This is a genomic window from Pseudonocardia sp. NPDC049635, from assembly GCF_040659795.1.
Lineage (GTDB): Bacteria > Actinomycetota > Actinomycetes > Mycobacteriales > Pseudonocardiaceae > Pseudonocardia.
This window is the reverse complement of record NZ_JBFAON010000054.1, coordinates 1-3,010: the sequence shown is the minus strand read 5'-3', so window position 1 is coordinate 3,010 and position 3,010 is coordinate 1. Positions and strand designations below refer to the sequence as shown.

The following is a 3,010-nucleotide window of genomic DNA, read 5'->3' as shown; positions in this document are numbered from 1 at the left end:
AGCCAGCTCTGCGGCGTTGCGGCGGAACTCCTCGGGATACTTACTTCGACGCCCCATCGCGCGTCCTCCTCCTCGGCTACTGCCAAGTCTGGAGGCGTCCGGCCAGTAGGTGTCACTTCAAGGGTCACGCCGTGGCCGGCGAACCAGGCATGTGCCCGGCGCAGGAACTCTGCGCAGGTGGCGGCCTTCTCATCGGGCAGGGTCTCGGTGTAGGCCAGCGGCGAGTGGTCGTCGAGGGCGGTGTGCAGGAACAGAAAGCCGCGCCCGCCGGCGCGGGCCTGGTTGAGACGGCCGACGGCGCGGCCGTGGACGCGGTGTCTGCTGCCGTCTCCGGATCCGGCCGAGCTTTTTGACATCGACGTGGACAAGCTCACCGGGGCGGGCGCGTTCGTAGCGGCGGACCGGTTCGCCGGTGGCGCGGTCGCAGGCGGCCAGGCGCGGGCGGTCGTGGCGGCGCAGGACCTGATGCACGGTCGCGGGGGAATCCAGGCGGAGTTCGAGCAGGTGCTGGCCGGGCTGCTGCGGGTGCTGGCCCCGATCACCCCGACACCCTCGCCACCCGGAACACCCTCGCCACCCGGAACACCCTCGCCACCCGGAACACCCTCGCCTCCTGGCGTACGCCAGTGGGCCGGGCCGCTAGCCTAGAACGGAACCTGTTGAGCGAGGAGCCCGGTGGCCGGGGTGCGCCCGGACAGTGTTCGGCCGAATTCGACGGCGTCGAGGTTCAGATGTGGGCCATGGCCGGTGTCGGTGACGAATTCGTTGCCGGCGGGACCGGTGAGGGTGAGGGAGAACGGCTGACCGTGCCGGCGTGCCCATTCGGCGACCACATCGGCGACGATGCGCCCGTCGTGCTCGGCGGTGAGGACCACCGGGCGGCCGGTAGCGCGGGCGATGTCGACGCGGTGCATCCACGGATCCCTCGTCAAGATGATGTCGAGCAGGTAGCCGATCCGCCACCTCTCGGGTTGACCACCGACCTGTTCGTTCATCGGCATGCGGCGAAACGCCGCCGGCGCCGTGACCCGCCAGTGGGCCGCTCGCGGTCCGTTGATCGTGGCCACCTCGATGAGGTCCGCGGTGGACATGGCGGCGTGGTCGGCCACCTGCATGGCGGTCATCGAGTCGATCATCGGCCCGCCGGCCCGTTTGGCGGCTCTGCTGGCCGCATGCATGCGGCGGAACAGCGACCGGAACGAGGTGAAGTCCGACATCATGCCGACGCTGTGGCCGGCGACCGCCCTGACGTCCCAGAGTGGGCAGTCGGTCGGTCGCGCTCAGTCCTCGCCCGATAGGGACCGGAGTTGGTCCACGAACCGGGCATACTCGGTCGAGGCGAGCCTCTCGACCTCGGATCGCGCGATCGGAGCGATGGTCTCGACGTGCGTAGCGGTCATTCCCGGGTCTCCTCGGCTGGCTGGGTCGTCGCCGCTGCGCGGCTGGTGACGTGGTTCCAGAACATCTCGACGGCGTCATCGATCAGGCGCACCCACCGGTCGCCGCCGGGGTCGTTGGAGATCTGCTGATCGGCGATACCCGTCGTAAGAGCGGTGAACAGGTCGAGCGCCGCTGGGTCGTCGATCCCCAGTGACACCAGGTGCGCCTGGAGCGAGTCCAGGCTCTCGACGGAGATCGCGAACGAGCCCTCCGACGGTTCGAAACCGGGGATCGTGCGCTGGAACATGAGCTGGTACCGCACCGGGTCCTGGGTGCAGAAATCCACGAAGAACCGGCCGATCGCCTGCAGATCGGTGACCGCGTCGCCGGAGTGGGTCCAGCTGGCTTGTCCCTCGACGAACTGCCGGCAGCCTTGCGCGTACATCGCATCGTAGATCGCGTGCTTGGACTCGAAGTACGAGTAGAGCGACTGCGGGCGCATCCCCACCTCCCCCGCGAGCTCACGCAGCGAGAAGGCCGCCAACCCGCTGGTGCGGGCCAGGCGCCACGCCGCCTCGACGATCTCGTCGACGGTCGCCTGATGACGCTCGGCCCGCCTATCGCCCATCGGTTTTACTGACACCGTTCGGAAGTCTGGGTCCCGTCAGGGCCCGTGTCAAGATGCGGGACACCCGGGAACCACGACGACGCGGACGAACCGTGCAGACCGAACCCTCACCGGCGGCTGCCGTCGGACGCCGAGGTCGTCCGCAAGCGGCCACCTTCCCGAGGCGTTCATGCTCTACGACGACCGCGGCGGCCGGCCCGGGGTCGATGCCTGCCGGGAGTCACTGGGGCGTTGGACCAGGCCCGGGTGGCACTCGGCCCGGTGGTGGTCGCACTCACCGCTGCGGCACGGGCCGGCAACCACTTCGGCCACCACTGACGGTGCTGCTGACCCGTGGCCACGGGCCCGGGTTGTGCCGGGGTCCGCGGCCGACCTGTGCGCGGGAGCCGTTACCACCGGGGTCGGGGTGGGGGTACGAACAGGTCGTAGGTGTCGAAGCTGCAGCGGGCCACGGCGGGCGCCCAGCGCTGGTAGGTACGGGTCGCGGTGTGGACGGCCGGTCCGGGCAAGTTGGGTGAGGGTGTAGCGCAGGTAGTGCGCGGAGGGGTCGGTGGTCTCGGCCAGGGCATCGCCGCATCCAGGCTTGCCCCGGGTGGCTCCCACCGGATGATGAGTACGAGACTGCCTGGCGCGCCCAGCAGGGTGTCCTGGACGATCAACCCGCATCACCGGCCGACGGGGCCGACCCGGCCCGGTCAGCTAACCAGCACTCCGAGCCGGCGGGGGAACCACACCGCAGCTCCACCCTTCTCCATCAGCCGGAACTCCGGTTCTGGCTCTTTCTCCTGCCCGGCTCCGGTCGTCGATCCTGAGCGGCGACGTCGTCCCGGCCGATCAGGTTGCCCTCCGTGTCCCAGGACACCTGCTCGGCCAGGTACACGGTGCGCGAACCCTGTCTCGGCCACCTGGTGGTGTCAACGGATCCTGAAAATTGACCCCCGTGGGGTCCGGGGATTTTGACCCCCCGAGTGGTCTGTCAGTCCTGGTTGCTGCGTTGCTTGG

The 3,010-nt window shown here is 69.5% G+C and carries 3 protein-coding genes and 1 pseudogene; 1 reads left to right on the top strand and 3 read right to left on the bottom strand.

Annotation, left to right across the window (positions count from 1 at the left end; genetic code table 11):
* Positions 1-125 precede the first annotated feature (125 nt).
* A pseudogene (locus tag AB0J24_RS28720) lies at positions 126-396 on the bottom strand (IS481 family transposase); the annotation flags it as partial.
* On the opposite strand from AB0J24_RS28720, the gene AB0J24_RS28715 reads away from it, so the two are divergent.
* Positions 361-648 (top strand): hypothetical protein, encoded by a 288-nt coding sequence (locus tag AB0J24_RS28715; protein WP_358687005.1) that lies wholly within the window; start codon positions 361-363, stop codon positions 646-648. The pseudogene AB0J24_RS28720 and the gene AB0J24_RS28715 overlap by 36 nt on opposite strands.
* Here AB0J24_RS28715 and AB0J24_RS28710 read toward each other — a convergent pair.
* Together AB0J24_RS28710 and AB0J24_RS28705 are read right to left on the bottom strand one after the other, a co-directional pair.
* Entirely contained in the window at positions 645-1,217 is a 573-nt protein-coding gene (locus tag AB0J24_RS28710) for a hypothetical protein (RefSeq protein WP_358687003.1), read from the bottom strand. The genes AB0J24_RS28715 and AB0J24_RS28710 overlap by 4 nt on opposite strands.
* 179 nt (positions 1,218-1,396) lie before the next feature.
* The gene (locus tag AB0J24_RS28705) at positions 1,397-2,008 is read right to left on the bottom strand and encodes a TetR/AcrR family transcriptional regulator (RefSeq protein WP_358687002.1); all 612 of its coding nucleotides are present in this window, start codon (positions 2,006-2,008) and stop codon (positions 1,397-1,399) included.
* Positions 2,009-3,010: the final 1,002 nt, after the last annotated feature.

What these genes read in the sequence shown, in the direction of transcription:
- AB0J24_RS28710 (WP_358687003.1), bottom strand. Translation starts at nt 1,217, where the DNA reads ATGTCGGACTTCACCTCGTTCCGGTCGCTGTTCCGCCGCATGCATGCG.
- AB0J24_RS28705 (WP_358687002.1), bottom strand. Translation starts at nt 2,008, where the DNA reads ATGGGCGATAGGCGGGCCGAGCGTCATCAGGCGACCGTCGACGAGATC.